General features: G+C 74.1%; 19 protein-coding genes. 4 read left to right on the forward strand and 15 right to left on the reverse strand.

Features of this window, described 5'->3' with window-relative positions; translation table 11 throughout:
- Positions 1–279: 279 nt before the first annotated feature.
- Complete coding sequence (locus IE247_RS10795) at positions 280–1,329, forward strand: ArsR/SmtB family transcription factor (protein ID WP_190122767.1); 1,050 nt, start codon at positions 280–282, stop codon at positions 1,327–1,329.
- On the opposite strand, the gene IE247_RS10800 is transcribed toward IE247_RS10795, so the two are convergent.
- Together IE247_RS10800 and IE247_RS10805 are read right to left on the reverse strand one after the other, a co-directional pair.
- Positions 1,292–2,554: an alkaline phosphatase PhoX gene (locus IE247_RS10800; protein ID WP_190122768.1), complete on the reverse strand. Its 1,263-nt coding sequence runs from the start codon at positions 2,552–2,554 to the stop codon at positions 1,292–1,294. The two genes, IE247_RS10795 and IE247_RS10800, sit on opposite strands and share 38 nt — an antisense overlap.
- Positions 2,555–2,700: 146 nt before the next feature.
- Entirely contained in the window at positions 2,701–4,647 is a 1,947-nt protein-coding gene (locus tag IE247_RS10805) for an APC family permease (protein WP_190122769.1), read from the reverse strand.
- Positions 4,648–4,844: 197 nt separating this feature from the next.
- Here IE247_RS10805 and IE247_RS10810 point away from each other — a divergent pair, with 197 nt between their 5' ends.
- Positions 4,845–5,405, forward strand: a complete 561-nt coding sequence (locus tag IE247_RS10810; protein WP_229869000.1) for a hypothetical protein — start codon at positions 4,845–4,847, stop codon at positions 5,403–5,405.
- A gap of 61 nt (positions 5,406–5,466) precedes the next feature.
- Here IE247_RS10810 and IE247_RS10815 read toward each other — a convergent pair whose 3' ends face one another.
- From IE247_RS10815 to IE247_RS10840, 6 genes are all read right to left on the reverse strand, one after another.
- Positions 5,467–6,393, reverse strand: a complete 927-nt coding sequence (locus IE247_RS10815; RefSeq protein WP_190122770.1) for an oxidoreductase — start codon at positions 6,391–6,393, stop codon at positions 5,467–5,469.
- A 50-nt stretch (positions 6,394–6,443) separates the two neighbouring features.
- Positions 6,444–7,205, reverse strand: a complete 762-nt coding sequence (locus tag IE247_RS10820; protein WP_190122771.1) for an SDR family NAD(P)-dependent oxidoreductase — start codon at positions 7,203–7,205, stop codon at positions 6,444–6,446.
- Between the two features lie 143 nt (positions 7,206–7,348).
- Entirely contained in the window at positions 7,349–7,930 is a 582-nt protein-coding gene (locus tag IE247_RS10825; protein ID WP_190122772.1) for a TetR/AcrR family transcriptional regulator, read from the reverse strand.
- A gap of 53 nt (positions 7,931–7,983) precedes the next feature.
- Complete coding sequence (locus tag IE247_RS10830) at positions 7,984–8,613, reverse strand: class F sortase (protein WP_229869003.1); 630 nt, start codon at positions 8,611–8,613, stop codon at positions 7,984–7,986.
- Between the two features lie 145 nt (positions 8,614–8,758).
- The gene (locus IE247_RS10835) at positions 8,759–9,433 is read right to left on the reverse strand and encodes a GVDTG sorting domain-containing protein (protein WP_190122773.1); all 675 of its coding nucleotides are present in this window, start codon (positions 9,431–9,433) and stop codon (positions 8,759–8,761) included.
- A 296-nt stretch (positions 9,434–9,729) separates the two neighbouring features.
- Positions 9,730–10,491, reverse strand: coding sequence for an aminotransferase class IV (locus IE247_RS10840; protein WP_190122774.1), 762 nt, complete (start codon positions 10,489–10,491; stop codon positions 9,730–9,732).
- Between the two features lie 91 nt (positions 10,492–10,582).
- Between IE247_RS10840 and IE247_RS10845 the strand changes: the two genes are divergently transcribed.
- On the forward strand, positions 10,583–11,221 hold the full coding sequence (locus IE247_RS10845; RefSeq protein WP_190122775.1) for an NADPH-dependent FMN reductase: 639 nt from the start codon (positions 10,583–10,585) through the stop codon (positions 11,219–11,221).
- A 97-nt stretch (positions 11,222–11,318) separates the two neighbouring features.
- A complete protein-coding gene (locus IE247_RS10850) occupies positions 11,319–11,828 on the forward strand; it encodes a gamma-glutamylcyclotransferase family protein (RefSeq protein WP_190122776.1) in 510 nt (169 codons plus the stop codon).
- A gap of 72 nt (positions 11,829–11,900) precedes the next feature.
- On the opposite strand, the gene IE247_RS10855 is transcribed toward IE247_RS10850, so the two are convergent.
- The 7 genes from IE247_RS10855 to IE247_RS10885 form a co-directional block, all read right to left on the reverse strand.
- On the reverse strand, positions 11,901–12,482 hold the full coding sequence (locus IE247_RS10855) for a TIGR03086 family metal-binding protein (protein ID WP_190122870.1): 582 nt from the start codon (positions 12,480–12,482) through the stop codon (positions 11,901–11,903).
- A gap of 114 nt (positions 12,483–12,596) precedes the next feature.
- Positions 12,597–13,286, reverse strand: a complete 690-nt coding sequence (locus tag IE247_RS10860; RefSeq protein ID WP_190122871.1) for a SanA/YdcF family protein — start codon at positions 13,284–13,286, stop codon at positions 12,597–12,599.
- Between the two features lie 11 nt (positions 13,287–13,297).
- The gene (locus tag IE247_RS10865) at positions 13,298–15,136 is read right to left on the reverse strand and encodes a hypothetical protein (RefSeq protein ID WP_229869005.1); all 1,839 of its coding nucleotides are present in this window, start codon (positions 15,134–15,136) and stop codon (positions 13,298–13,300) included.
- Complete coding sequence (locus IE247_RS10870; protein ID WP_190122777.1) at positions 15,133–18,678, reverse strand: vWA domain-containing protein; 3,546 nt, start codon at positions 18,676–18,678, stop codon at positions 15,133–15,135. Before IE247_RS10870 ends, IE247_RS10865 begins: the two co-directional genes overlap by 4 nt.
- Positions 18,665–19,822 carry an ATP-binding protein gene (locus IE247_RS10875; RefSeq protein ID WP_229869007.1) on the reverse strand — a complete coding sequence of 386 codons (1,158 nt, stop codon included), beginning with the start codon at positions 19,820–19,822 and terminating at the stop codon, positions 18,665–18,667. Before IE247_RS10875 ends, IE247_RS10870 begins: the two co-directional genes overlap by 14 nt.
- Positions 19,819–24,912: a hypothetical protein gene (locus IE247_RS10880; RefSeq protein ID WP_190122778.1), complete on the reverse strand. Its 5,094-nt coding sequence runs from the start codon at positions 24,910–24,912 to the stop codon at positions 19,819–19,821. Before IE247_RS10880 ends, IE247_RS10875 begins: the two co-directional genes overlap by 4 nt.
- Positions 24,909–25,784 carry a DUF4132 domain-containing protein gene (locus tag IE247_RS10885; protein WP_190122779.1) on the reverse strand — a complete coding sequence of 292 codons (876 nt, stop codon included), beginning with the start codon at positions 25,782–25,784 and terminating at the stop codon, positions 24,909–24,911. The genes IE247_RS10880 and IE247_RS10885 overlap by 4 nt, the downstream gene beginning before the upstream one ends.
- Positions 25,785–26,005 lie beyond the last annotated feature (221 nt).

The following is a 26,005-nucleotide window of genomic DNA, read 5'->3' on the forward strand; positions in this document are numbered from 1 at the left end:
GCGCGGCCTGTGGATCCCCATCCACGGGCCGCGCCCCATTACCCCACCGGACAGGGAGCCGCACCTTCTGTCACCCGCCGCCGGATGTGCGAAGCCCCCCACGGTCTTCGACTCATCCATCGGAGACAGAAGGAACCTGCCCGACGCCGTACAGCCTTTCGGTTCGCACCCGACCCGGGCGAGACATTTCAACTCTGGCTGAAACTCCGTGGTGACCGGCTGTGATGACGTGCATACTCAGTGATCGGGGCGATTGCGGGTGCAACAGTGGGGGTTTCAGTGCTGCGTATCCATTTCACCGGCGACGACCTGGCCAGGGTGAGAATGGCCACAAGGCCGGATGCCCTGTGGGAAACGATTCTCAGTTTTCATCGATTGAGAGAGCGCCGTCGCGCTCAGATGTTCGGGGAATGGCGTACGGAAACCCGCACGCGGTTGAATAGTGAAACAAGCCTGCTCTCCGCACTGGTGCCGCTCCGGGGCTATTTCCCGGACTTTCTCACTCCGCCGGAAGGCATCGGAGGTCTGGAGGCCGGTCTTGAGGCGATCCGCGCCACCGATGCCGGGCGGCTTCAATCCGAACTGACTCTGGTGTCAGCGGGAACCGCCCCCGAACAGCAGGCCGAACGATCGGTCGAGCGGCCCGCCGAGCGCGCCGCCGAACGGGCCGGAAGGCTCGCCGGACTCGCCGAGGGCAAGCCCGAACCGCTCGCCCGGCTCATCTCGGTGCTGCGCGGCTACCACCGCGCCGCCATCGAGCCGTACTGGGCGCACATCCAGGCCAGGGTGGAGGCGGACCGCGCGGTGCGCGGCCGGGCCCTGCTCGACGGCGGCGCGGCCGAACTGCTCTGCTCACTGCCGGCCGGGCTGCGCTGGCGGGCCCCCGTGCTGGAGTCCGACTACCCCGTCGACCGCGAACTGCGGCTGGACGGCCGGGGGCTGCTGCTCCAGCCCTCCTTCTTCTGCCGGGGCATGCCCGTGGTGCTGCGGGACCCCGCCCTCCCGCCGATCCTGGTCTACCCGGCGGCGCACAGCCCCGAGCCCGCCTTCGGGGAGACCGGCGGCACCGCGCTCGGCCCCTCCCTCGGCAGGCTCGTGGGCCACACCCGCTCGGCCGTCCTCCAGGCCATCCGCTACGGCTGCACCACCAGCGAACTGGCCCGCAGGGCCGGTGTCTCGCTCGCCTCCGCCAGCCAGCACGCGGCGGTGCTCCGGGAAGCCGGTCTGGTGCTGACGCTGCGCCACGGCAACGCGGTGCTCCACACCCTGACCCCGCTGGGCGCGGCCCTGCTCAGAGGCGGGGCGCCGGCGGAAGCGACAGGCTGCTGACCCAGTTCCGCGCGGGGGCGCCGCCCCGCTTCCGGAACGGCCCGGCCACCTCGTAGGTGATCCCGCCCGAGTCCGCGCCGCTCGTACCGCGCTGGCTGGAGAAGTAGAGCCGCCCGCCGTCCGGGGAGAACGCCGGACCGGTGATCTCCGAGTCCGACTGGCCGTCGATCCGCAGGAAGGGCGCGACCTCGCCCTCCGGGGTGATCACGCAGATCTCCATCGTGCCGCCGTCCTCCGCCACGTACAGATCCCCGGACGCGCCGCCCGTGATGTTGTCCACCCCGGTCAGCGGCCCGCCCCCGCTGATCGCGGACTCGTCGTAGGCCAGCTCATAGGTGTCGGAACCGAGGTCGAGCCGCCAGACCCGGTCGTCGCCCTTGGTGGTGAACCAGACGCTGTCGTCAGCGTAGTGGCACCCCTCGCCGCCGCTGAACCGCTTCGCGCCCGGCACCTGCTCGCGGGTCCTCTTCTCGGCGGCGGCCGGGTCGGGGACGTCCGTCCAGGTGAAGGGGCCCGAGTCGGCCTCGCCCGCCGTGAGCACCTGGAGCGTGCCGGAGGCGAGCGAACCCCACTCGGCGGGCACGAACCGGTAGAGGCAGCCGTCGCGCTCGTCCTCCGTCAGATACACCGCTTGGCGCACCGGGTCGGCCGCCGCCGCCTCGTGCTTGAACCGGCCCATCGCGTCCCGGCGCACGGCGGGCCGCACCCCCCGCGGATCGGTCTCGTAGACATAACCCCGCGAGACCTCCTCGCAGGAGAGCCAGGTGTTCCAGGGGGTGCTGCCGCCCGCGCAGTTCTGCCGGGTGTCCGAGAGGATCCGGTACGCGCCGGTGATCGCTCCCGAGCCGTCGAAGGCGACCGCGCTCGCGCCGCCCGAGGGGCTGATCTCCGAGTTCGACACATAGATCCAGCCCGTGCCGTCGGCGAAGCACGCGCCGCCGTCGGGGGCGCTGTGCCACGCGTACGAGGTGCCGTCGACCCGCTCGCCCGAGCGGGCGATCACCCGGCTGGTGAAGCCGGGAGGCAGCGCGATCCCCCGGGCGTCGGCCGCCAGCGGGGCTCCGTACGGCCCCCGGCCCGGCCGGGCCGTCCCCGCGGCGGCGGCCCCGCGCCACAGCGAGCCGCCGAACGCGCCCGCCGCCGAACCGCCCGTACCGACAGCGCCCAGCGCCGCCGCCGCCGTACCGCCGACGACCGCCGTGCGCAGAAAACTCCGACGTTCCATGCATCGCTCCAGAAGCACTGGTGACAACCCGCGCCGCCGGGCGGCGGCACGAGTCGCGCGACGAGGGAATCCTCGGGCGTGGAGTTGACGACAGGTCACACCACATTGACGTCCGACGCTCGGACACCGGAGAAATCGGGGCTTTCCTATGGATTCCGGGACTTCGACGCCTGCTCAGTATCGGTGAGCCGGAAGCGCAGACGGCAGATCACCGCCTCCGTGTCCCGGCGCACCGCGTGCGCCAGCACCGCCCCGCGCTGGTTCTGGAGCAGCCGCTGCCACAGCCGCTCGGGCTCCACCTCCCCGATCAGCACCGTGACCCGGGTGTGCGGGTGGTAGTGGTGGATCCGCCGGACATACTCCGAGACCGGCCGCCCTATCGTGCGGTGGTCCGACTGGAGCTCCACCAGATCGATCCCCGGATTCCAGCGCTCCCAGTCCCGGCGCAGCGCGCCCGACTCCGCGCGGTCCTCGGCGTCCTGATGGGTGACGGTCACCGCCCGCACCTCGTCCCCCAGCGAGACCGCCGCGTTGAGCGCCTCACAGGTCAGCCGGGAGAGATGCGAGACGGGCACGATCACCAGCGAGCGCTCCCGGCGCGGCGGCCGGGGCACCAGACCCAGACCGATGCGCTCGTCGATACGGCCGTAGGCGCGGTGGACCCGCTCGAAGAGCACCACCAGCGCCGGGAGAGCGATCACTATCAGCCATGCCCCCTCGGTGAACTTGGTGGCGGTCACCACGACCGCGCTGACCCCGGTGAGTACCGCGCCCAGACCGTTCAGCACGGCCTTGAGCACCCAGCGGCCGGTCCGGTGGGCCCGCCAGTGGATCACCATCCCGGTCTGGCAGACGGTGAAGCCCACGAACACACCGATCGCGAACAGCGGCACCAGCGTGTTGGTGTCACCGCCGGAGAAGACCAGCAGCAGCGCCGCGACGGCGGCGAGCGCCACCACTCCGTGGCGGTGCACCTCGCGGTCGGCCTTCAGCCGGAAGACATGCGGCAGGAAGTTGTCCCGCGCGAGCAGCGACATCAGCACCGGCAGCCCGCCGAAGGAGGTGTTCGCCGCCAGCGCCAGCAGCACCACGGTCGCGAACTGGACCACATAGAAGCCCCAGCCGTGCCCGAGCGAGGCGTCCGCGAGCTGAGCGAGCACCGTCACCCCCTCGACCGGCTGGAGATGGAAGCGCCCGATCAGGATCGAGAGCCCGATCAGCATCACCCCGAGCAGCACACCGAGTACGACCTCGGTGCGCTGCGCGCGCTTGGCGGCCGGGGCGCGGAACGACGGCACGGCGTTGGCGACCGCCTCCACGCCGGTGAGCGCGGAGCAGCCGGAGGCGAACGCCTTGAGCAGCAGCAGCGCCCCGACCGTGGTCGCGCTCTCGCCGAGCGCCGAGGCCTGCCCGGCGGCGGCCTCCGTGGAGAGCGGCGCGGAGCGGAAGAGCCCGACCGCGATCAGGGTGAGGATCGAGCCGACGAAGACGGCGGTCGGCACGATGAACGCCTTCGCCGAATCGACGATCCCGCGCAGATTCACGGCGGTGACCAGCACCAGCACACCCAGGCACAGCGACAGCCGATGGTCGTAGAGCCCGGGGAAGGCCGAGGTGAGCGCGGCGACTCCGGCGGTCACCGAGACCGCCACGTTCAGGACGTAGTCCAGGATCAGCGAGGCCGCCGCGACCAGCCCGGTGCGCCGGCCCAGATGGGCGCGGGCGACGGCGTAGGAGCCGCCGCCGTCGGGGAAGGCGGCGATGACCTGGCGGTAGGAGGCGACGAGCACGGCCAGCAGTACGGCGATGGCCAGCGTGACGGGCAGGGTGTAGCCGAGCCCGACACCGCCCGCGGCGGCCAGGACGAGGACGATCGCCTCGGGCCCGTACGCCACCGACGCCATCGCGTCGAGCGAGAGCGCGGCCAGCCCCTGGAGCGAGGTGAGCCGATGCCGCTCACCGGAGTCCGGCGCGCTGACGGGCGCGCTGACGGGCGCGCTGATGGGGGCGAGATCGGGCGGCGGTACGAGGGGTTCGGCGGAGGCGGCCGACGGTGCGCCGGACGCGCCGGAGGGCGTGGACAGAGTGGTCATCGGGACGGCGAACCTCCGGTGCTGAAGCCTGGAGCCCCAGCGTGAGGGCGCGAATTTCCTTCCACGGGCCCTCTTGTCGCGTCCTTTGCGCCCCGGCGTCCCGTCTTCACACGACGTTGACGCGCCGCGTAGAAAACCCGTCAGCGCTCGCGGCCGGGTGCGGACAGAGCGGTACGCGGAGGCTTACCGTCCCGCTCATGGAGAGCGAGAGCGAGAGCGTGGGGCCAAGCGGCGGGGCGGCAGTGGACGAGGAGCACGCGGTGCTCGCCGAGGACCGGGGCTGGGTCAGCGACCTCTGGGCCGCCTGCTTCTGCTCCCTCAGTCTGATCGTCCTGCTCCATCTGGTGGACCTCGCCGCGGGCACCGTCGAGCTGGGCCGCACCCTGCTCTGGTCCGTCCTCGCCGTCCTGCTCTTCGCGGTCCTCTACCCGCCCCGGGTGACGGCCGGTCACCACTGGCTCTGTGTGCGCGGTCTCCTCGGCGAGCGCCGGGTCAGCACCGATCTGCTCACCCAGGTCGCCCGCAGGGGCGGGGTCGCCCAGCGGATCGTCCTGAAGGACGTGCGGGGCCGCCGGGTCGAGGTGGACCCGGTGACCCTCGCCGCCAATCCGCTGCTCTGGCTCGAACTGGAGCGGGGCGCGCGCAAGGCGCGGGACCGGGGGCTGCTCCGCAATGGCTCGGGGGTGCTTCGGTCGCTCTCCGACCGGATCGAGTCGGACGCGGCCCGAGGGGTGTTCGAGGCCTCGGGCCTCAAGTAGCCCCACCGGCCCGGGCCGGCCCCGTGCGGCCCGGTGCTGCCCCGTGCGGCCCGGGGCGGCCTCAGGGGGCCAGCCCCTCGTACACCACCCCCGTGAGCTGCTCCGACGCCACCCACAGCCGCTCGCCCGCCACATCGTCACGGGTCCAGCCGGCCCGCCAGGACGGCCTCGGCGCACCGCGCCAGCCGAACGGGCCCGGCCCGGTGAAGGAGTCGGGCCGCACCCCGGGCGCGGTCGCCGCGTACAGCGTCGGCAGCGCGCCCGCCGTCGCGGACTGCGCCAGCAGCCGGTTGCCGAGGGCCATGACCCGCTCGGCGGACTTGCGCCCCTCCATCCGGGGCCCCGCCGTCTGGAGATTGGTGGACGCGTACCCCGGGTGGGCGGCCGCGGCCACCACGCCGGAGCCGGCCGCCCTCAGCCGCCGTGCCAGCTCGTGGACGAAGAGCAGATTCGCCGTCTTGGAGCGGGCGTAGGCGATCCACCGCCGGTACTGGTGCTCGCTGTTGAGATCGCCCATGTCCAGATCGGCCGCCGCGTGCACCAGGCTGGACACGCTGACCACCCGTGCGCCCGGAGTGCCCAGCAGCTTCGGCAGCAGCAGCCCGGTGAGCGCGAAGTGGCCGAGGTGGTTCACGCCGAACTGGGTCTCGAACCCGTCGGCGGTCCGGCCCTGCGGCAGGGCCATCACCCCGGCGTTGTTGATCAGCAGATCGAGCCGCTCGTCCCGGTATCCGGCCGCGAACTCCCGTACGGAGGCGAGATCGCCGAGATCCAGCCGCCGGAACTCCACGTCGGAGCCCGGCAGCGCGCCCTTGATCAGGGCCTCGGCCCGGCTGCCGCGCTCCTCGCTCCGGCAGGCGAGCACCACCCGCGCGCCCTTGCGGGCCAGCTCACGGGCGGTGATCAGCCCGATGCCGCTGTTGGCCCCGGTGACCACGGCCGTACGCCCGCGCTGATCCGCGATGTCCCTGGTGTGCCAGCCCGCCATCGCACTCGCCCTTCGAAAGCCCGTCGTCTGGCCGCTCAGCGTAGGAGCCGTCAGGCCGAGGAGCCACTGTCCACGACAAGATCGGTGCCGACGACCGCTCCGGCGTCGTCCGAGGAGAGGTAGAGGACGGCCGCCGCGATCTCCTTGGCGGAGGCGGCCCGGCCGAGCGGGTTCTCGTGCTTGAGCCGCTCGGTGCGGTCGGCGTCGGTCTCGCCCGGGCGCAGCGACATGGGCCCCTCGGACGAGCCGGGGCTGACCGCGTTGATCCGGATGCCCTCCGCGATGTGGTCGAGCGCGGCGGTGCGGGTGAGGGCGGAGACAGCCGCCTTGGATGTGATGTAGGCGGCGGCGTTCGGCATGCGCCGATGCGCGCCCAGGTTGGAGGCGATGTTGACGATCGCGCCGCCGCCGTTCCGCCGCATCTGCGCCACCTGGTACTTCATCGCCAGCCAGACGCCGGTGACATTGGTCCGCAGCACCGACTCCCAGTCCCCCTCGCCGATGTCGGCGGCCGGCTCGAAGCCCCGGAAGATCCCCGCGTTGTTGACCGCGACATCCAGCGAGCCGAAGCGTTCGACGGTCGAGCGCATCAGGGCGCGCACCTCGTCGGAGCGGGTGACATCGGTGGGTACGGCGAGTGCCGCGCCGCCTTCCCGTTCGATCAGCTCGACCGTCTCCGCCAGTGTCGCCAGGGTGCGGCCCGCGGCCACCACATTGGCTCCCTCGGCGGCGAAGGCGAGGGCGATGGCACGGCCGAGGCCGGTGCCGGCGCCGGTGACGAGAACGGTCTTCCCGCTGAATCGATCGGACATGTGGCACTCTCTCTATTAGAACGAGCGGTCAAATATAGGGACGGGCTCCGCCTGTGACGGAGTGCGGCCGGGTGCGGCCGGGGTGCGGTTGGGTGCGGCCGGGGTGCGGTTGGGGTTCGTTTCCCGCGGTGGCGGGCGCGGGGTCAGTCGAGCAGCGCCAGGGCCTGTTCGAGCGCGTCGCGGACCCGTATGGGGTCGTCGCTCGCCTTGCCGACGATCCGCGCGCCCTGCATCAGCACCAGCAGCAGCCGGGCCAGCGCCAGCGGGTCCCGGCCCTCGGGCAGCTCGCCCTGGGCCCTGGCCCGGGTCAGCGACGCGTGCAGCAGGGTTTCGAGCTGCTCCCAGCTCAGCTGGACCTTGTGGGCCGCCGCGGTGTCGTGCGGGGCCAGCTCGGCGGCCGTATTGGTGACCAGGCAGCCCTTCAGCCGCCGCTCGTCGCCGCACTCGGCGGCGAGCCGGCGCACGGTCTCCCGGACGCCGGGCAGGGCGGGGCCGGGTGCGGAGAGGGTCGAGACCAGCAGGTTCGTGGTGGTCTCCGCGTACCGGTCCATCGATTTCAGATACAGCTCGTGCTTGCCGCCGAAGGTGGCGTAGATGCTGGCGCGGCCGATCCCGAGGTGCTCGACCAGATCCGCCACGGAGGTCGCCTCGTACCCGCGCCGCCAGAACAGTTCAAGGGCCGCCTGAAGGGCGACGTCCGGATCGAATTCCTTGGTCCTTGCCACGATGTGACGGTAACTCAATCTAGAACGAGCGGTCAAGAAAGGGGTTCGGGGGCTCAGCCTTCGGCGCCCGCGCGTACGCCGATGAGATGGGCGAAGGCGACCACGTTCCCCCGGTATCCGGACTTCTCGCTGAAGCCGCCGCCGCAGGTGATCACGCGGAGTTCGGCGCGGCCGCGCGAGCCGTACACCTCGTCGTCCGGGAAGGCGTCCGCCTCGTACACCTCGATCGCGTCGACCGTGAAGACGGCGGTCCTGCCGTCCTGGCGGGACACCTCGATCCGGTTGCCCTTCTTGAGCGCGCCCAGGCCGTAGAAGACGGCCGGCCCCTTGGCGTTGTCGACATGACCGGCGACGACGGCGGTGCCCTTCGCGCCCGGGGGAGTGCCGTCCCGGTACCACCCCGCGAGATTGGGGTCGGCGGGCGGCGGCACCTCCAGCCCGCCGTCCTTGGCGAGGCCGAGCCCGATGAGAGGGGTGTCGACGTCGATGTAGGGGATCCGCAGCCGCAGCGGCCCGGCCGGGGGCAGCGGGGCGGCGACCGCGTCCGTATGGGCGTGCGGGCCTGCCGCGAAGGCCTCGGCGGCGGTCGGCATGGGCGGGGTGACATCCCGGGAGCCGTTCTGCACCAGCCAGAGCCCGGCGCAGGCGGCGATGGCGAGACACCAGCCCTTCGTGCTGCTCAACGGCCCTCCGAGTCGATCGGGATGAGAGGCGGGACGCCCCCGTTCCCGGCGGGCCGGAGCCCACCGGGAACGGGGAACAGCGGGTCGTCGGACGGCCCCCGGCGGGCGGCGCCGCTTTCGCGGCGCGCCCCCCTCGGGCCGCCCGTCAGCCGCCCTGGGTGCCGCTCGCCCGGCGACGCAGGAGCAGGGTCCCGCCGGCGGCGGCCGCGGCCAGGACGGCCGCTCCCGCCGCGACCTGAGCGGTGTCGGGGCCGATGCTGCCCCCGACGCCGGTCTGCACATGGCCGCTGGGCTGCTGGTGATGGCCGCCCTGGCCGCCCGATTCGTACCCGCCCGGGTCGTGGCCGCCGGAGTCCTGGCCGCCTGAGTCATGGCCCTGGCCCTGACTCCGGCCCTGGTCGCCGCCGCCCTCGCGCGATTCGGATTCGCCCTCGTTCTTGCCGTTGAGCGAACCCGACTCGTCCTGGTGGCGGCGCAGGGTGACCTCACCGGTGACGCGTTTGCCGTTGTCGCAGCGCACGCTGACCCCATAGACGCCGGGCTGTACTCCGTAGGGCACCCTGAGCTGTCCCACCGCGGACTCCTTGTGGGCTCCGGGGGACAGCCGGAACTCGCCCGCGCCCAGTGCGCGGGCGTCTCCGACGCCCTCGCCGCCGGGGCCGCAGGCTGTCGTGTTCAGGGTGAGTGACGCCCCCGGAGCGGCGGTGGACGGGAACACCTCCAGGGACGCATGGTCCTCGGCGAACGCTCCGGGGGCCCCGAGGCCTATGGTGGAGACCGCCAATACGGCCGTGGTCAGCAGTCGGGCGGTGGTGCGCATGGTGTTCCTCCGAAAACGGTGGTGCTGAGTGCGTCACCTCCGAGATAAGGCGCACCCCGCGCCCCACGCCTGCTGATGATGCGTCAGATTTAAGCCCATCGCTCGGCGTGTCGAGCTGGACGCTTGGCGTTTTCGCAGGTCAGAGTGGGTGATGGTCAATCAGATCACTGGCGCGCTGAATGAGTGACAGGTTCACCCGTTCACCTCCGACCGTCCCTGACCAGCACTGACCAGCACTGACCAGCACTGACCAGCACTGACTGGCGCTGATCGGCGCTGACGCGGTGTCGGCGGAGTCAGATCACGTCCCAGTCCACGCTGTCGTGCGCCGATGTCACCGACGCCATGAGGGCCGTGTCGACGTCGTACCCGACCGCGTCGATGCCGACGACCGGCGAGATGCCCCGGGAGTTGGTGACGAAGGCGGCGCGGTAGCCGCCCAGGCCGGCGAGGGTCACCCTGCGCCGGACCGACGGCAGCAGCGGCTCCAGCATCGCCTGGACCGTCCCCAGCAGGCACGGCGCGTCGGGCCAGACCACCCGCTCGCCGTCCCAGAAGGCCGCATTGGTGACCGCGCCCTCGGTCACCGTCCCGTCCGGCGCGACGAGGAGCGCCTCGTCGTACCCCGCCCGGGAGGCGAGCGTCAGCGCGCGGCTCTGCCCGAAGGACCCGAGGTGCTTGATGTGCGGGAAGTCACGGACGTACGGCACGGACAGCAGCCGCACGGGCCTCGGGGCCTCCTCGAACGGCTCGCGCACGGTGACCGTGAGCGTCACCCGCTCATCGCCGTGGGGCCAGTGCACATAGACCCGCAGAGAGGCGTCCGAGACCCCGGCGGAGGCGAGCGCGTGGCGCATCCGCTCCCGTACCAGCGCCTTGTCCAGGCCCTGTCCGTACAGCTCCCGCGTCGCCCCGTCGAGTCTCGCCAGATGCAGCCCGATGCCGCGTGCCCGGCCCCCTCTGACCTGCATCGCCGTGAAGTGCCCATAGCTGCTGAGCATCGGCATGGACATCGTCTCGGTGGTGGCGACGACGCCGTCGATCTCGGTATGAGTCATCCCTCCACGGTAGGGGGACGGGGGCGGGCGGCGGGGGCGATCCGGCACCGGTCTTGACCTCAAGGGAGGTTGAGGTATCAAGCTCCTGCCCATGAACTCCAGCACGCGGGAGAACCCGCGACACACCCAGGACGGCCCCGCCCCGGACGCCACCGCTCCACTGAAGCTCGTCGTCATCCTCTCCAGCAATCGCGAGGGGCGCTTCGGGCCGGTCATCGCCGACTGGTTCCTCGAACACGCCGAACTCCACCGGGACTTCCAGGTCAGCGTGGTCGACCTGGGAGAGGAGGACCTGCCCACCGCGCTGACCAGCAACCCCCCGCCCTCGGTGGCCGAGTACCTCGGCCGGACCTCGCCCCGGCTCGCCGCCGCCGACGCGTTCGTCGTCATCACCCCCGAGTACAACCACTCCTTCCCCGCCTCCATCAAGAGCCTCATCGACTGGCACTTCACCGAGTGGCGCGCCAAGCCCGTCGCCTTCGTCTCCTACGGCGGGCTCTCCGGCGGCCTGCGCGCCGTCGAACAGCTCCGGCTGGTCTTCGCGGAGCTGCACGCGGTGGCCATCCGCGACACCGTCTCCTTCCACCACGCCCAGGACCGGTTCGACGGCGACGGCCGCCCCAAGGACCCGGCGGGCTCCGACGCCGCCGCAGTCTCCCTGCTCGACCAGCTTGCCTGGTGGGGGCACACGCTCCGGGATGCCAAGGCCGCCCGCCCGTACACCGGGTGAGGCGTGGACCGGGGCCCACGAGGGGCGGCCGGCCGGCTCGGCCGACCGCCCCGTACCGTGGCCCCGGCCACGGTGAGAACCCCAGAGGAGGAACCCGATGAACGGTCCTGAGCTGCCCTTCTTCGTCTACGGCACGCTCCGCCCCGGCGAGCAGAACCACACCCTCCTCCTCCTGGGCCGCACCGCGGCCGAGGAACCGGCGCGCTGGACGGGAGCGGTGCTTTACGAAGGCCCCGGCTATCCGTACGCCGTCGAGCCGGGCGGTACGAGCGGTACGAGCGGTGCGGACGGTATGGACGGTACGGGTGGTGCGGGTGGTACGGAGCCGAGTGCGGATCGCGGGGCCGTCGTCGTCGGCGAACTGCTGACGGCGGCACCGGGGGAGTACGGCCCTCTCCTCGCCGAACTCGACGAGCTGGAGGAGTACATAGCCCCCGGCCACCCCCGCAATCGGTACGAGCGGGTCACCCGGGATGTGCTGCGCGCCGCCGACGGCGCGGCGATACGGGCCTGGGTCTATCTCGCCGCCCCCGCCCTGGCCCGGGAGCTGCGCAGGAACGGCACCCCCGTGCCGGGCGGCGACTGGCGCGCCCGCCCGGTCGGCTGATCAGCCGGCTGACCGGCCAGGGACGGTACGGGAACGGCGGGGGACGGCGGGGGCGGTAAGGGAACGGCGGGCTCAGGCGCGTCGGCCGAGCAGCGCGAGCAGCCTGGTCTGGTGGCTGTCGCCCGGCGGGGGCTCGATGGGCGGGGCGAAGAAGCCCGAGTCCGACAGTCCCGCCGCGTACGGAGTGACCTCGTCCAGCGCGAAGGCGACCAGGGCGTCGGGCAGCCGTTCGGACGCGCCGATGGCCCGGGCCAGATCCCAGCTGTGCACCACCGCGTCCATGATCATCTGAGAGCAGTAGGCGACGGCCGGGGTCTCGCCGTACGACAGCCACACCGTCCGCCCCAGCGCCCCCGGCTCCGCGAAGGCCTTCCGGGCGGCGCGGGCGGCGGCGTCCCAGACGGCGCGCGGGCGCGTCCCGAGGACGTCGCCCTCGTGGGCGTCACCCACTTCCTCGACCGTCGCGCCCGCCGTGACCAGGTCCGGAACCCACAGCTGCTCCGAGGTCAGATGGTTCACAAGATCACGTACGGACCAATCGGTGCAGGGCGTCGGCTCGTCCCACTGATCGGCCCGCACCTGGTGCACCCGGTCGCCGAAGAGCGCGAGGGCCTCGGCGTGCCGGCTGAGCAGGGTGGTGACGTCTTTTTCCATGTATCCCATGGTTCTCACTGTCGCGCGCGGGGGATGGAGACGCGAGCCGCCGCCCGCGTGTCCGCCGTCGTGTCTCGCCGGGGGCGCCTCCGTGCCTCGCCGGGTCTTCGGGGCTCACTTCCCGGCGGCGGCCAGCGCCTCCGCCACACCCTTCTCCCGGTCCCCCAGGAACTTCGGATCCGGCTGGAACACCACGTCCAGCGCCGCCTTGCCCGCCGCGAACATCTCCCGGACACTGCCGTGGATCCAGTGCGAGTCGAGGGGCTCGTCGACCCCGACGCCGTACGAGTCGATCCCCGCCGAGTCGCAGAGCGCCACGGCCCGCCGGATGTGGAAGCCCTGGGTCACCAGCACCGCCCGGTCGACGCCGAAGATCTTCTTGGCGCGGACACAGGAGTCCCAGGTGTCGAACCCGGCGTAGTCGCTCACGATCCGCTCGTCGGGCACTCCGCGCTCGGTCAGATAGGTCCGCATCGCGTCGGGCTCGTCGTACTCCTCCCGGCTGTTGTCCCCGGTGACCAGGACGGCCTTGACCTTCCCGGTGCTGTACAGCTCGGCGGCGGCGTCCAGTCGGTGCGCGAGATAGGGCGTGGGCCTGCCCTGCCAGAGGCCGGCCCCGAAGACCACGGCCACCTCCTGGGCCGGCACCTCGGCGAGCGGGCGGACCCGGCTGTCGGCGACGGCGTGCATCCAGGTCGCGGGCGACAGCGCCAGCACACAGCCGAGCATCGCCGCCCACACCAGCCGCCGCTGACCGCGCCGGGTGCGGGGCATACGCGGTCGGCGCAGCCGGGGGAGCTTCATTCGCAGATCCTTCACACCTGATCAGACGGTATTCGAACGGATTCGGTTCGCCTCCCGTCCGGAGCGTCGGTGGACGGGAGCCGGGCCGACCAGGCGGCGGGCAGCAGCGAGCGGGCCGCGGCCGAGGCGTAGACCGAGGCGGTGAGCCAGGCTTCGGCGAAGGCGTCGGGGTCCGCCGGGAGCAGTCGGCCGAGCGCGTCGTGGCGGCGGTCGGCGGCGCTCTCCACGAGGGCGCGGGCGCACTCCGCGCCCGTGCTCAGGCCCACCGCGCGGAGCCTGCGCGGGAGTTCGCCGTCCGCCGAGGCGGCGGTCACGGCCCGCCCGCCCGCGACCGCCCGGTCCACGGCCCGCCGCAGCAGCTCCAGCTCCACCGGCAGCCCGGGCGGGGCCGAGTCCCCCCGCGGGGCGGCGGTCCGCCCGTCGGCGGGCGGCAGATGCGAACGGTTCAGCCTTCGCAGGCCGAGGTCCGCCCGGACCGGCTCACCCTCGTGTCCCGTCCAGAGCCCGGCCAGCGCCTGAACCCCGCCCGGCCGGTCCGCCACCGCCCGCGCGATCAGCCGCAGCCCCATGCCCGGCCGGCTCGCGAGCAGCCGCAGATTCTCGCTGTACGCCAGCTCCGCGCGCTCGTCCGGAGCCAGCAGCCGCAGCACGGGCCCGCCGTCGACCCGGAAGCCGCCTTCGGTGACCGTTCCGGTGAGGAAGAGCAGATCGCCGCCCACCCGGCGGGTCTCGGCCGGCTCGGCCAGCCAGCCGAGCGCGCGGGAGAGCTGCTCGGCGGGGGGCAGCCGCCAGAGCCCGTCGAGCGGCGGTTCGTCCCATCGGGCGCCCTCCGCCCGTACCGAACGCGACCGCGCCCCACCGCCGATCCGGCCGTCCGGCGACACCGTGGGACCGGTCAGGATCACCGCGCCCCCGGCCCCCCACTCGCGCAGCGGCAGCGCGCAGCCGCCAGGCACCGGAGCGCCCGCCGCCTGGAGCGCGCGTTCGGGGCGGCCGGGGGCGATGTCGGAGACCGTGTGCAGGACGCCGTCGGGGGTGACGCCGTACGCGGTCGCGCCCGCGTAGCCGGAAGCGGTCACCACCGGCTCGGTGAACAGGCCGTACAGCCGCAGCGGCCGCGTCGGCCGATAGGCGCGGCGCACCGGGGCGACCGCTTCGGCGGGCCGCCGCAGCAGATCGAGCAGTCCGGCCAGCTCGGCGGAGAGTTCGGGCAGCCGGAAGGCGGGATCCTCCGACCGGGCCTCGCCGAGGCGCCGCGCGATCCGCACCGCGGCGGCGGCCGGCAGCGGGAGCCCGGCGAGCCTGCCGGAGTGCGCCGCGTGCAGCAGCTCGGCCCGGTGGACGGCTCCGGCCCCCGACACCCCGGTGACCAGCACGGCGGTCGCGGCGGCCCGGAGGGCGTCGAGCGCGGCGGACTGGGCGGGGGTGAGCGGAACGACCTCCTCCGCCGGGTCGGGCGCGTCCTCGCCCGTCTCTTCCGCCTCTTCCTCCGCCCCTGTCCCTGTTTCCGTCTCGGCGGTCTCAGCCGTCTCGGCCGTCTCGGCGGCGCGTTCGGCGAGCGGCGCGGCGGACAGCACCGCCGCGCGGTGCAGACAGGCCGGGGCCAGCAGACAGCCGCAGACCGCGTCGGCCGCGTCCGCCACGATCCCGCCGGTGGTCCTCAGCGTCACCGAGGTCTCCTCGTCGACCCTGATCCGCACCCCGTCGGGCAGCGGTTCCACGGGCCATCCGGGCACCTTGGCGAGCGCCGAGTCCACGCGCTTGCGCAGCCGGGCCGGGAGCAGATCCAGCGCCCCGGCCGCCACCTCGGCGGTGACCGGGGGCAGTTCCTGGGCAGGGTTCACGGTCACCGGTGCGTACCTCCTACGCGCTCGCCGACCCAGCGGGCCAGCTCCAGGGGGCTGAGTGCGGCCACCGGCATGCCCGCGGCGACCAGCCGGCCCGCCACGGCGGTGGAGTACCTCGGTCTGCCCGCGTCGTCCAGCGAGGCGCAGCCGAGGACGTGGCAGCCCGCGTCGACCAGCGTCCGCACCTCGGCGAGCAGCGGTCCGATCGGGCCGCCCTCCTCGAAGTCGCTGATCAGCACGGTCAGGGTGCGTGACGGCACGGTCATCAGCCCGCGCGCGTGCCGCAGCCCCTGAGCGATGTCGGTGCCGCCGCCGACCCGGACCTCCAGCAACAGGCCCAAGGGGTCGTCCACCTGGTCGGTGAGGTCGATGACCTCCGTGGAGAAGGCCACGAAGTGCGTGCTGAGCGCGGGCACCCCGGCGAGGACGGAGGCGGTCAGCGCGGACCAGATCGTCGACGCCTCCATGGACCCGGACACATCCACGACGAGCACCAGCCGCCAGTCGGCCGATCTGCGCGCCCGGGTGCGGAACACCGGCCGCTCAGGGAGGACGGTCACCGCGCCCGTCCCCGGATCGCGCCGGGCGGTCGTCAGATTCGCCCGCAGGGTGCGCGGGAGATCCAGCGGGCCGCCGGGGCGGCGGGTGGGCCGCGGGTGGGTCAGCCCGGTGAGCGCGGGGCGCAGCCGGTTGGCGAGCGCCTCGGTCAGCTCCTTCACCAGCCGGGCCACCAGGGGCCGCAGCCGGGCGAGCTGTTGTTCGGGCAGCCCTCCCGCGTAGGAGAGCACGGTCCGCAGCAGCTCGACGGAGGGGATCGCGGCGGCCGGGTTCAGTTCGAGCGCGGCGTCGAGCCGCCCGGACCCGGCGGCCGACGCGAGGACTTCCTCGCGCACCCCCGGCCCGAAGAGGGCGGCCAGCTCCTCCGACCAGGCCCGGACGCCCGGGTAGGGGGCCTCACCGCCGCCGCCCCGGCCGGATCCGTCCTCCCCGCGCGAGCCCTCGCCGCGTCCGCCGCCGTACAGCTCGTCCAGCGCGGTGGCGTAGCGCAGCGCGCTCCCGCTCAGCTCCCGGCCGCGCCCCAGCAGCAGCCGCCACCGCTCACCGCCGGTGAGCGCGTGCCCCTCCGTGCCGCAGTCCGGGCGCCCACCCGGCTCCGGGCCGGTCGTGTCCGGGCCGGTCGTCCCGGTACCGGCCGCCTCCGGACGACCGGCCGCCGGGGTCAGCCCGCGGGCGGCCAGGGCTTCGCGGCCCGCCAGATCCGCCAGTGCCAGGAGAGCCAGCGCCGCCGCGTCCGTGACCGGGCCGGTCAGGGTGGACGCCGCCGTGCCGGTGCGGTCCTCCACGACGGACAGCAGCCGGGCGCGGGCCGCCGGGGCCAGGATGTCGAACCCCGCTCTGAGCGCGGGCAGCCGGTCCAGGAAAGCCCGGTCGGGGAAGCTCTCCACCCGCTCCAGCAGCGGATCGAGCGCCCGGCCCGTCTCCAGCAGCGGGCCCGCCGCGAGCAGCGCGCCGCGCAGCGATTCGGCCAGCTCGAAACGGAGGCCGGGGGCGGTGGCGGCGTCCACCCGGGAGGCCAGCCGGTTCCCGAAGTCGCCCGGGTCCCGCAGCCCCAGCAGCACCTGGGCGGCCCCCGCCGCACCCCGTATCAGCGGTGTCCCGCCGTCCTCCAGGCGGGCCAGCGCGTCGGCGAGCCGGAGCCCGCCGCTCACCCCGGCGGCCTGCCCGGCGAGCGAGACCAGCGCGCGGGCGTCGGCCGTCTCGGTGGAGCCCGCGAGGCCGTCGAGCGCCCGCACTCCGGCCGCCGCCAGCTCCTCGTACGCCGCGTCGATCTCCCGCCGCCGCCAGCCCGCTGCCGTCCCGGGCACATGGCCGGCGCGGAGGCGGTCCAGCAGGGCCATCCCGGCGAGCAGTTCGGACAGGGTGCCCGTCGCCGGGAGCAGCTCGGCCGTCTCGGTCAGCCGCTCGGCCGCCAGCTCGGGCAGCCCGCACGCGGCGGCCCGGGCCAGCCCGTCGAGAACCTCCGCCGCCGTCGGGCCGCCCCGCCGCCGCTCCTCCGCGCGCCTTCGGCGCAGCATCCCCTGGGCCGCCTGCTCCAGCGTCACCCCGTGCGGGCCGGCCACATCGAGCATCGCGGCCGTCGACGGCGTCCAGGACACGATCCACCGCGTGGTCAGCGCGGTCGCCTCGCCGACCCCGGCGACCTCCGACTCCTCCCCGTACGGCACTCCGCACACCGCGAGCCGCCGCAGGGCGATCTCCCGACGCCGGTCGAGATCGGTACGGAGCGTGTCCAGCCGCAGTTCACGCTGGTCGGGCCGGTCGGGGCCCGGCAGCTTCAACTCCGCGAGCAGCGCCTCGACCGAGGGGCCGAGCCCCGAGCGCGGCGTCCCCGGGGCCAGCCGCCCCTGGCGCGCGCCGACCAGCACCTGTTCCATCGCCGCCGCGACGATCCGGCCCCGGCCGAGCAGCCTGCCCTGGGTGAGCACCGTCCCGGCGGCCTCGACCAGCTCGCCGCGCCCGGCGGCCGGCAGCCCGCGCAGGGTCGCCAGATCACGGGCGACCCGCACCACCTCCCGCGCGTCGGCGGGCCCGCTGGGGTGGCCCGCCTCCCGCACGGCGGCGCAGATCCGGACCGAGACACCGGTCAGCAGCTCGTCCAGCAGGCACAGATCGCCCGCCGCGCGGAAGACGCCGTGCTGCCACTCGGGGTCCCGGATCCCCGCCGGATATCCCGAACGCTCGTCCAGCAGCGGGTACGAGTACGGCACCAGCGATGTCACGACATCCACCGCCGGGCCGTCCTCCGCCCGCTCCGGGGCGGTGTTCCCCGCCGGTCGGTCCATGAGCGCGGGCGCGTGGAACGAGCCGATGACCGCCGCCGCCCGCCGGTCGCCGTGCTCGGCCAGCCTGCGCCGCATGTTCGCCTCGCGGCGCAGGTCGTACGGGTCCACCTCACCGGCGTCCTCGCGCAGGGCCCAGCCGACCAGCAGCGCCGCCCGGCGCAGCGCCTCCGGAGTGCCGCCGGGGGCGGTCGCCTCGACCAGCCGGTCCCACAGATCGTCACCGGGGCGCCCCCCGGCCCGCGCCCGCAGCGCGGCGGTGAGCGCACCGGAGCCGGGGGCGGGCTCGGCGGCCCGCTCCGAGCGGCCGTCCTCGGGCTTCCGCGCCCCGAGCGGCAGATCGAACGGGATCACCTCCACCCCGGCCTCCCGCGCCCAGCGGATCGCCGCCAGCTCCGGCGAGAACTCGGCGAACGGCAGGAACACCAGGCCGCCCCCGCTGCCCGCCAGCGCCACCGGGGGCACCGTCGCCGGATCGCCCAGATGCTCCAGCCAGGGCGCGAACTCCTCCGGCAGCTCGATGAACAGCACCTCGGGAGCCGCCTCGGCCAGCAGCGCCGGGACGGCCGCCGCCAGCGCGGGCGAGTGGTGCCGCACCCCGATCAGATACGGCTCCCGGCAGCCGGCCAGCCGCGCCAGCGCCTCTTCGGGCCCCCCGCCCGCGCCGCCCGCGCCGCCCGCGCCGCTCGTCTCAGGCGAGTTCATCGCGCAGCTCCCACAGCGTCCGCCACAGCGGTGCGCCGCTCTCCGCCCGCCGCCGCACCGGTCCGTCCCAGTAGCCCAGCAGCCGGGCGTGGTCCGAGGGGTCGTCCTTGCGGACCGTGCCCAGCAGATGGCCCGGCAGGGTGCGGACGACATCGCGGCCGTCACCGAGATAGGCCGCGCCGAGCCCCATGGCGGTGGCCACATGAACCGCCTCCGCCGTGGACATCACCGTCGACGGCCGCTCGATCTCCCAGCCCTCGGCACTGCGCCCGGAGCGCAGATCCCGGAACGCCGTCACCAGCGCCTCCAGCACCGCGTCGTCCACCGCGAACCCCGCGCCGGACCGCTTGAGCGCGGCCGTCGCCTGCCCCCGCACCAGCGCGGTCTCGGCGTCCAGGTCGGTGATCGGGCCGACCTCCTCGAAGTTGAAACGCCGCTTGAGCGCGGCGGACATCTCCGAGACGCCCTTGTCGCGCAGGTTCGCCGTGGCGATGAGGGTGAAGCCGGGCACCGCGTGCACGGTGCCGTCCGCGCCGTCGCCGCCCGCGAGTTCGGGCACCGACATCCGCCGCTCGGAGAGCAGCGACACCAGGGCGTCCTGCACCTCCGGCAGACAGCGCGTGACCTCCTCGATCCGGGCGACCGCGCCCCGGGTCATCGCAGTCAGCACCGGCGAGGGCACCAGCGCCTTCCTGCTGGGCCCCTTGGCCAGCAGCATCGCGTAGTTCCAGCCGTAGCGCAGCTGGTCCTCGGTGGTGCCCGCGGTGCCCTGGACGGTCAGCCCGCTGGTGCCGCACACCGCCGCCGCCAGCAGCTCCGACAGCATCGACTTGGCCGTGCCCGGCTCACCGACCAGCAGCAGTCCCCGCTCGCCCGCCAGGGTCACCACACACCGCTCGACCAGCGCGCGGTCGCCGACGAACTTCCGCGACACCACCTGCTGCCGTCCGTCGGCGGCCCGCAGCGGCTCCCCGTCCGAACCGCAGACGAACAGCACCACGGCGCGCGGCGTCATCCGCCAGCCCGGCGGCCGGGGGCCTCCGTCCCAGCCGGCCAGGAACTCCAGCTCCTGCCGGTGCCGGTCCTCGGGCAGCTCGATCTGCCGCGCCCCGCCCGCCGTCTCCATCCGGTCCCCCTCGCTCATCGCGAACCACCCTTGCCCCTCCTGGCGTTACGCCCCTTGAACACTTCGAACCCCGGTGCGTCGCCGTCCAGCACCCGCTGCCAGGCCACCGCGAACAGCTCCGCCACCGGCCGGTCGGGCACCGCGAAAGCGTGCTCCGCGCCGGGGAGCAGATCCGACTTCCAGCTCTCCAGGGGCAGCCTCGGAGTCCTCGCCTCCAGCCAGCCGCCGGGCAGGAAGAGCGAACGCCCGGCCCGGGCCCGCTTCGCCTCCACCACCAGCTCGGTCCCCGCCAGCTCCGCCCGGGCCTTCTTCAGCCTGGCGGGCTTCCACCCCGTCCACTCCGCCTGATTCCGGTCGGTGGGATCGGGCAGCGCCAGAAGCATCAGATAGAGGGCCGCCGCGTCCTCGGAGAGCCCGAACCGGCCGGCTGCCGCCGTCACCAGCTCCGGCGCGCTGTGCGCCGGATGCTGGGCGGCCCCCGCCGGACCGTCGGCGGCGAGCAGCTCCGCGAACTCGGTGCCGAGCACCGCGCGCAGCGCCGCCAGCTCGTCCGAGTCGCCCGAGATCGCCAGCAGCAGCTTCAGCGTCGGATGGTCGGGTCCCGCGTGCTCCCCGGTCGCCACCGAGGCGGCCCGCACCCACACCGACTCCAGCTCCGTGTAGTAGCGCGTCGGGGCGAGCACCAGCGTGTCGCCGACCTCGACCAGGCCGTGCTTGCGGCCCCCGGTGTTCGGACCGAGGCCGTGCGCCTCGCGTATCCGCTTCGAGGTCGACTTGCCGTCGGCGTCCCAGTCGCAGCCGAGGTCGAGCAGCAGCCGCGGATCGGTGAGCCGCTCCCGCAGCATCCGCAGGGTCGTCGGCAGCACCGCCCGCAGCGGGTCCCCGAAGGGCAGCCGGTAGGCCAGCCACCGCAGCGCGGTCACCGAGGAGGCCAGCGTCCGCCCGGTGAGCAGCGCGTCCTTGTCGACCGGCGTCAGGTCGCCGTCCTCGTCGGGCCGCTGCTCGGTGCCGCGGGTCAGCTCCCGCCGTGTCTCGGGGTTGAGCGCGGCGTCCAGGCCCGGGTCCGAGGCGAACTCCGCCATCAGCCGGGCGGTCAGCCAGGGCGGTGTGGCCCGCCGCCGCCCGCGCTCGGCGAGCCAGGCCTCGATGAGCGGCTCCAGATGGAAGCCCCGCGTCCACAGCTCGTCCACCCGGTCCGGCTCCGCCGGCAGCAGCAGACCGGTGTACCGGCGGCGTTCGGCGGGGGCGAAGTCGCCCAGGGTCTCGCGGGCCGACTTGGCGTCCGCGCTCTTGAGCCCCAGCGGTGCGAGGTACTCCGCCGTCAGCAGTCCGTCGCGGCCGTACTCATTGATGCCCGGCAGCCCGAGCTGCACCAGCGCGGCCGTCGCCGCGCCCACGCCGACCCGCTCGGCGAACTCCTGTGCCTGCTCCGGGCGGTACGGCAGCGGACCGTGCTCCCGCACCCCGTCGATCAGACGGCGCAGCGACTCCGCGTACGAGGGGTCCCCTGCGGAGCCCAGCACCCGGGAGTCGATCTCGGTGAGACCGTCCCAGCCGCCGAAGGCCCCGGCGGGGTCGTACTCCACACAGTTCCAGGTGGCGCGCGGGTGATCGGTCCGCTCCACGCACATGAACATCAGCACCCTGGCCCCCGAGCGGCGGACCGTGCCGACCGGATCGGCGGGGTTCTGGTCGAACCTGCCCTTCAGCTGTACGGTCCGCAGCCGCCCGCGCGAGTCCAGCAGGACCGCTTCGCCGTCGACCCTCGTCTCCAGCGCCGCGTCCAGGAACTCCAGCAGGGCCTCGCGCTCCTTCTCCGACGTGGTGGGGGAGGCGGCCCGCACCGCGGCCCCCGCCAGGCCGTGGCCGAGCAGCGAGATCCAGTGCACACCGGTGCCCCTGCTCTCCTCCTCGGCCTCGCCGGTGTCCGGCGCGAGCATCCGCCGCAGCGTCCGGAGCTGGTTCATGGCTGTGGCGTCGTCCTCCTCCCAGCCGTACGAGCCGTAGTGACGGCGGGACGACAGCAGGCCGTTCAGCGCCTGCCGCAGCAGACCGTCGTAGGCGAAGGCGACCTCCGGACGGCCCTTCGCCGGACCGGTGCCGCTCTGCTCGGCCGCCCGCTCCGCGAGCGCGGCGACGCGCTTGACGTGCCGTGCGGCCTCGGCCACGAAGCCGGCGACACCGGCGATCAGCGCGGGGTGGGTGATCCCGGGCAGCAGCTCGCCCACCGCCCCGGACGGCTCGGCCCCCTCGGACACCGCCGTCAGCAGCGCCGCGGCGTCCGCCTCGGTCACCTCGCGCAGCACGGCCGAGCCCCGCTCGTCGCGCGGCCGCAGCGCGTGCCAGTGCCCGACCGGCGCGACCAGTGGGGTGCCGGAGGCGTAGACCTCGTCCGTGCCGCCCTCGGCGACGGAGGCCAGCCGCACGCCCTCGGCGTCGTACAGCTCCACCCGGCCGTGATAGCTCCGGGTCTCACGCGGGTGCAGCACTCCGCCGCCGGGCAGCCTCAGCGGCGGCAGCGGAATCTCGGTGGCCGCCCGCTCGGGGTCGCCGTCGGCGGGCAGCCGGACGGCGGGACCGCGCGCGCCGTCCACGGAACACGCGGTGAGCGTGCGGGTGTCCGGGTCGAACCGCACCCACCAGCCGAGGAGCCCGTTCGCGCTGCCGAACGGCGAGGCTTCGAGCCCGGGCCGCGCGGGCAGCAGCCGGCAGGCGCGCCGCACCAGGGCGCCGCCCGAGCGCTCCGCGAGCGCCGCGTCGAAGAAGGCCGGCAGGGTGACCCGGCCCCGGCGGGCCGTCAGCGGGTCGTAGTCCCACCACGCGTTCTCGTGCAGCACCCAGACCGAGACGCCGTCCGAGGCGACCGGCCGGGCCTCGCTCGCGAACGAGGTGTCGCCCGCGTGGACCGGCCGTCCGCCGAAGGTGCGGCTGCCGTCGGGCAGCTCCAGCGACGGGGTCTGGAAGGAGTTGTGGGAGTCCTGGAGCATTCCGTTCGGCTTGAAGACATCGGCGGCGCTGCCCGACCAGCGGCCCCGGCGGCCGTCGCCGTACCCGTTGATGGTGAGCCACTGACCGCCGATGTAGCGGACGGTCGGGTCGTTCCAGGAGTAGTCCTTGCTCGCCGGGAGCGACAGCGTCTGACGGTCCAGCACCCCCTGCGGGCCGACCGCGACGGCCCGCATTCCCAGCCGGACCACCAGCGCGGGCCAGGCGTCGGAGAGGGCGTACGACTCCTTGTCGCGCTGCCCGCGGCCTTGAGGGGCCCGGGGGCCCAGCTCCGCCACCGCCTCCTCCAGCGCGGGCCAGCCCAGCTCGTCCAGGATGCCGGTGCGCAGGGTGCGCGCGAGGGCCCCGGCGGGGGAGAAGGCGGTGATCCGGGCCAGCGCCTCCGGCGCGGTGTTCAGCACCGCCGCCGAGGAGAAGCCGGCGAGCCGGCCGAGCTGGTGGTCCACCTCCGGGAGGCCGAGCGGACGGTCGAGATCGTCCGCCCGGTCGGCGAGCCAGCCCGCGAGGACCGTGCGCAGCGCCGGGTGTTCGGCGATCCGCTTCAGCCGGCCCGGGGAGTCGCCGCCCGCGAGCTGCTCCACCCCGTCGCGCAGCAGCTGGGCGAAGCGCTCGTCCGCGACCAGCGCCGCCAGATCCCGGCGGCCCTCCCGTTCGTCCGAGAGCCACCCGGACAGCTGGAGGTTCTTCATGCCGGCCGTCGGGGGAGACACCGGGACGCCCAGGGCGAGACAGAGATCCAGGACATCGAGGTCGACGGTGACCCGCCAGCCGTCCTGCAACAGCTTCACCGGTGTGCCGTCCGCGATCAGACGCTTGGCCAGCTTCTCCACCAGGGTCAGTTCGGGGGCGAGCCGTGCGAGATCGCCCCAGCCGCGCTGCCGGTGACCGCTCCACGAGGACAGCCACTCGGCCGCCGGGACCGTCCCGTCCATCAGCAGCTCGAACGCCCCGCACCGCTCCAGCAGCGCGAGCCAGTCCGCGTCGAACTTCTCGGTGCTCTCGCCGCCCGTCTGGGGCAGCAGGGTCAGCAGCCGCTCCCGCACGGCCGCATCCTCGGCGGCCACCGCGGTGAGGGCGGGCAGCGCCGACTTCCAGAAACTCCCCGACGCGTGGCTCATCGCCCCCGTGTGGATGATCTCCCTGACCAGCGACTCCTCCTCGTCCGCCGCGTCCAGCCCCGCGCCCTTCGCCAGCCGCCGCAGATCCTCCAGCATGCCCGCGTACGGGGTGAGCCCGGCGGTGCACCGCTGGGCGGAGACCAGCCGGAACTCCGCGTACGCCCGCTCCGGGGACAGCCGGACGGCCAGCCCCTTCGCGTACTCCCGCAGGGCCTTGCCGCTCAGCGCGCCCTCGCCGGCGAACTCAAGGAACACCTCCCGAAGGCGCTCCTCGTCCACCGGCAGCGCGTGCCGCTGCTCGGCCGCGCGCGCCTTCCCGAAGAACACCGATGCCTGCTGCCGGGCCTCGGCGGCCAGGAACTGCCGCCCCACCTGCTCGTAGTACGTGGGCAGAAACTGCGGAACGGAACGGTCCAGCCGCTCGCCGATCTCGTCGAAGCCCTCTTTGGCCAGGCCCGGCTTGGTGGTCACCTGGCGCGTCAGCCGCTCCATCTCCTTCACCACGGCCAGCGCGTGATGGCCGTTGGCCGGGTCGTTGACCAGGGCCCAGGCGGGGAAGCCGAGGGACCGGGGCTTCACCCGGCCGACGGCGGCCGAGCCGGCGGACTCGAAGCCGAGGTACTCCAGCGCCAGATCCTCCGCCGGGGCGATGGCCCCGGGCACCAGCCGGACCACCGTGCGCCCGTCGAGCGCCGGGTGGCGGTAGGCCCGCGCCGTCAGCTCGTCCGTACCGCCGCCGCCGCCCTCGCCCGAGGCCCTGCCTCTGCCTCTGCCTCGGCCCGGAACACCCGAACCCCCGCCGTTCGTGCCGTTCGTTCCGTTCGTGCCGCTCGTGTCGCCGCCGAGCGGCAGCACCCCGCCGGCCTCCAGCAGTCCGTCCATCGATCCCCCCACCGTGCCCTGCCCGTCCGTGCCGTCCGTGCCGTCCATGCCTTCTGCCGTGCCGTCCGCCGTGGCGTCGGGCCGCCGCGCCGCCCCGCTCATCGCAGCGCCTCCTCGTCGTCCACGACCACCCGGCCCGCGTACACCAGCGCGGCCATCCGCTCGCCCTCGGACCAGGCGACCGGACCCACCTCGGACAGCGCCAGCCGTCTGCCGTCCTTGCCCCGCCACTCCAGGGCCCCTGTGTGGGCCGCCGAGTCCGGATAGTCCGCCCCCAGCCAGTACGCCGCCTCCAGCGCCCGGCCGTCCTCCACCAGCGGACAGAGCACCTGACCGCCGCGCACCCTGTACCCCAGCGAAAGCGCACGCGCCGTGGCGTGCCGCAGCTGATCGAACTTCCCCTTGGCATAGGCCGGCCACTCATGGCCGCTCACCTCGCCGGGCCGCCGCCACACCTCCCGGAACAGCTGCTCCACCCGCTGCTCGACACCCAGCTCCACCGCGAACTCCCGCAGCTCGTCGAGGTCTTCGAGCAGCACGGGGTGCGGTATCAGCACGCTCTCGCACTCCAGCCGCACCGAATCGCCGTCCAGATCGACGACTCCCAGGCCCTTCGCCGCGTCCGCGTCCCGCAGAAAGCCCGCCCGCCCCAGATCCGCCGTGCCGTCCGGCCCCAGCGGCGCGATCACCAGATCGCGCAGCGCCGACTGCCAGGCCGCGTCCGGCCACACCCGCGCCAGCAGCGCCGCCGGCACCGGCAGCGAGCGCACCAGCCAGGCGTCCACCTGCTCCCGGCACTCCCGCTCATGCCGCTCCAGCCACTCGGCCAGCTGCTCCAGCCGCACCACCGCCGCGTCCTCCCGCAGCTTCGGCGGGACCTGCTTCAGCTGCCGCCCCGCCGCATTCCGGCACAGCACGCTCGTGCCGTCCAGTGCCACGGTGTACCCGCCGCTGTCTGTCTCGATCCAGCCCATGGCAAGACCGCCTCCCCGACGTACCGGTTTCGATGTCGATGACAGTAGGTGAGGGGTCTGACAGTCCGCTTCCGACCCTGCCCGTCTGTGGAAAACTCCCGTCACCAGCCGCCCGCGAGGAGCCGTCGCCCGCCCCGCGCGCCTGTGCCCACGGCCGCCGAGGGCCACAGCCCTCGCGCAGAGTCACCACCCCGGCCCCGCCCATCGGTGTCACAGCAGGT

Origin of the sequence: Streptomyces inusitatus, assembly GCF_014651115.1 — a bacterium.
Classification (GTDB): domain Bacteria; phylum Actinomycetota; class Actinomycetes; order Streptomycetales; family Streptomycetaceae; genus Streptomyces; species Streptomyces amakusaensis.